4 protein-coding genes are annotated in these 3,607 nt (G+C 35.2%); 2 read left to right on the top strand and 2 right to left on the bottom strand.

The genetic code is table 11. From position 1 onward, the window contains the following. The first annotated feature begins 162 nt into the window (after positions 1-162). The gene (locus tag CHI06_RS29680) at positions 163-306 is read left to right on the top strand and encodes a hypothetical protein (protein ID WP_179292550.1); all 144 of its coding nucleotides are present in this window, start codon (positions 163-165) and stop codon (positions 304-306) included. Between the two features lie 196 nt (positions 307-502). Here CHI06_RS29680 and CHI06_RS06570 read toward each other — a convergent pair whose 3' ends face one another. Beyond that, entirely contained in the window at positions 503-1,693 is a 1,191-nt protein-coding gene (locus tag CHI06_RS06570; RefSeq protein WP_095247624.1) for a YhgE/Pip domain-containing protein, read from the bottom strand. Between the two features lie 172 nt (positions 1,694-1,865). Here CHI06_RS06570 and CHI06_RS06565 point away from each other — a divergent pair, with 172 nt between their 5' ends. After that, on the top strand, positions 1,866-2,483 hold the full coding sequence (locus CHI06_RS06565; protein WP_095247623.1) for a TetR/AcrR family transcriptional regulator: 618 nt from the start codon (positions 1,866-1,868) through the stop codon (positions 2,481-2,483). Positions 2,484-2,996: 513 nt separating this feature from the next. On the opposite strand, the gene CHI06_RS06560 is transcribed toward CHI06_RS06565, so the two are convergent. Continuing rightward, positions 2,997-3,464: a hypothetical protein gene (locus CHI06_RS06560; protein WP_095247622.1), complete on the bottom strand. Its 468-nt coding sequence runs from the start codon at positions 3,462-3,464 to the stop codon at positions 2,997-2,999. Between the last annotated feature and the right edge of the window lie 143 nt (positions 3,465-3,607).

Raw genomic sequence — 3,607 nt, 5'->3', positions numbered from 1 at the left:
AAATAACGTTAATGCAATCAAGACAAAAAATAACCTTTGGACCAACGTATTACCCCCTTTTTAGTATAGACGGTTATTCTTTATCTAAAGTTCCTTGCAACTGACTGATTATTTTTATTTTCAGGGTAAAAGTTGGACATATTATCCGTAGGAGGTGATGAGGTGGCTGACGAAAAGAAACCTTCCAAAAACATAGAAAGAGACAGTAAATTAGAAAGATACGAAAACGATCGACATAATGTTAATGCTAGGGAAGCCGCGGCTCTTGAACCAGATATCCCAAGAATTAATACAGAAAATCTTTAACAGTAAGTTTATTATTCATATCGAATAACAAACTTGTACTACATTTACCAACGCTTGGGTTTAATCCAAGCGTTATTCATTCTAAAATGCTTTTATTTCACTCTAGCTAAAAAGAGTCATTTTCCCTATAAGGAAATGACTCTTTTGGTTAAACCTGACAACAGGTAGATCAACGTTGTATTCATACCATTACTTTTTACATATTTCGAGAATCGGTTGCTACTTCCTTCAATCTACTACGTTTTAAAGCAGTACCTAATATGACAATCATGCTTACGAATCCAATCCAGAAAAGGACAGAAACTGAAGTGTCCCAGTTTAATCCTTCACCAAAGAAGAATAATTTCCGAAGACCTTCTATCATAAAGCGCATTGGCAACCAAGAGTAAATCCAATCCCGATAAAATGGAGACATCATTTCAGGTGCCATTGCCAGTAAAGGTGCTCCAAAGAATAGCAATAAGGCAAAGACTGGAATACCCTTAATCCCAACTAACGAAAGTACAGCTAAAATCATTAAGATGAAGCTAAATGAGGTAATGGTTAGAAATAAGGCTGTATCAAGGAAATCTGGAATATTCAGTCCTACCATTCCCTCTGCTATCCAAGTAATGCCAAATCCAATTACTAGTGATACAATAGCACTCATCAAAATTTGCCCTACCTTTGTGACAAGACTTTCTTTTCGAGTGCTGATCGGCAATTTACTAACGGCAAGAAAGAGAATCGCTGCACTAGCCAAACTTGCAATCCATAAAGGCTGGAATAAAGAAATAGGAGAATTTCCGTTAGCACTATTGGTTCCGATTTCATTCACATTTGTGACTTTCTTAGCGATTGGAACGGCAAGGCTTACCGCCTGTTTTGCTGTCAAAGTTTCTCCTTGCTTTTCAAAACCATCAAGCAGTTGTTGGCGAAAAGTGTTGTTCATGTTGTCAACAACTCCATTTAGGATCTGTCCTGCCAACGTTGAAGCAGCTGTATTCATTCCCTGATTGATAAATATTTGTACTTCTGGGTTTGAAGGTGCTGGTGTCCGTAATGATGCTTGCTTCGCACTAAAGTCTTTCGGAATCACCAGTGCTGCATAATATTTTTGATTATCCAATCCTTTTTGTACTTCCTTAGCTGACTTTACTTCAATCCATTTCACAGCAGGGTCTTCGTTCTTTGTAGTTGTTGAAGACTTTTGCACCATTTCAACAATCGTTTGACCCATATTCATCTTTGGTTGATTAGGAACTTCCATTCCCTCATCCTCATTTACGATTGCAATAGGCAGATTTTTTGGCTGTGGTTGAACCGAAGGAAATAAGGTCAGTGAAAAAATAAAAATAACTGCCAATGCAATGATCGGTGAAACCAATACAAGTTTATTTTTGAACATATTTACCCCTCCTTAGTTTAGGTTTATAATAAACAACAACCTGTTGTTTATTTACTACATACCACATTATAATTTGAGGACTAACAGTGTTTCAATAATCAAAAATGTCAGATGTGTTGGTTACGGAACACTTTTTATAAATGTGTTGGATAAAAGTTAGGGAGGTAGTACCTTGCGAGAAAGTAATACGGATTTACGGGTCATTCGGACAAAAGAATCCATTCGAGATGCTCTAGTAGAATTAATCGATGAAAAAGGCTTCGAAGCCATTACGGTTAAAGACATAACAACTAGAGCAAAAATTAATAGGGGTACATTTTATGCACACTATCAAGACAAATATGATTTAATGACTCAATGCGAAGAAGAAATTATATTTGAAATGTCCAGAATGGCAAAACAGAACTTTCCAAGTGTAGTTGCCGAACTTGAAACTAACTCACCAACTGTAGCACCCTTTTCTCTTGCAGTTTCAATCTTTGAGTATCTTAATAAAAATAGTGGTTTTATGAAAGCTGTTTTAGGTCCAAAAGGAGATTTATCCTTCCAAACAAGACTGAAAGATTTTATGTGGAAAACAATATCTGGAAATGATGTAAACGCAATGATCAAGGAGGAAAATTTACTTGTTCCAGGACCATATTTAGTTTCTTATATTGCGTCTGCACATATAGGGGTAATTCAACAATGGTTGAATAGTGGCATGAAAGAATCCCCTCAAGAAATGGCTCGTATTCTATCGACCATTACCGTTAATGGTCCCTTCTTTGCTGCTGGGTTAAAAAAATAAATGAGTAAAGGGACAGTACCTAACAAAAGCAGGTACTGTCCCTTATTTATTTAATTACTATCAAAATTCAGTGAAAATGTTAACTGTATTAAAGCTGTAATATGCCGAAGTACCTCACCATTCGTTGATTAAATAAAATAATCTTTATAATAAATAAAGGTAGCAATTAGAGAAATTATTGTATAGGCAATTGCTTAGTCGAATTAGAAAAGCGACCCTCGTTATTGAAGAATCGCCTCTGTTTCCTATGCAGTTGCCTAACCGTCGTCATATATGCCCCAGACCAAAAAAGAGACTCCCGAAAATCTTGGGAGTCCAAACAGTAATCTATTTAATAGGGGTCAAATAGTGATTCCAATTATATTCCGTTTACGAAATATAAAATAGAGAAAATACTACTAAAATTATCCAATAATTAAAGGGGAATTTGGACTAGGATTACTATATCAAGAAAGTGAGTAGATCATGAGCATGATTAATTTGGATTTCTATAAAGCAGGAATCGAATAAACTTTACTTAACTTTTTCCTGATCATAGATATCTTCCTGCCATAACTGATAAAGATATAGAATGACGGCCATTATTGTCATTGTCAAAAGATTTATGAGTGGAGAGAAACTACCCGTTTCTCTTATCTCTAGCTTGTTTAATATTTTCGTAAGACCCATCCCGTAAAAGAGATCGATGATTAAATTAACAATAATATATATCCAAAATTTACGAAATGTAAAATAAAATATCCATATTGTCCCAACTAAAAATATGCCATATACAGTAAATAAGGGTGCTATTTTGTCCCAGCTAAAAAGAGTCTCTTTAAATTCCCACCAGTTATACGTCCAAGCCATTTGTGCCAATATGGTGTTGAGCACTGTAGCAAATAGGGCAACAGGCATATATCTTCGAATTGCTGAACGGTCTAAAAAGATCAAAGAAATCCAAGAAATAATAAATAAAGACCAAATAACCACTTTAACCATTTTTTTAGTCCTTTCATATTAATTCTATATATAACGTGTCCACTTTTGCTAAATAAAATGCATCTTTAAACGTAGGGAATCTCCTTCCCCTCCACCAAGGCTTTCAAGTTTGCTAAAGACTGATTGAAGCCTTCTGAATTTAT

The sequence above is a fragment of the Bacillus sp. 7884-1 genome (genome assembly GCF_002272245.1).
Lineage (GTDB): Bacteria > Bacillota > Bacilli > Bacillales > Cytobacillaceae > Neobacillus.
The sequence above is the reverse complement of the archived record's forward strand: the minus strand, read 5'-3'. Positions and strand labels throughout refer to the sequence as shown.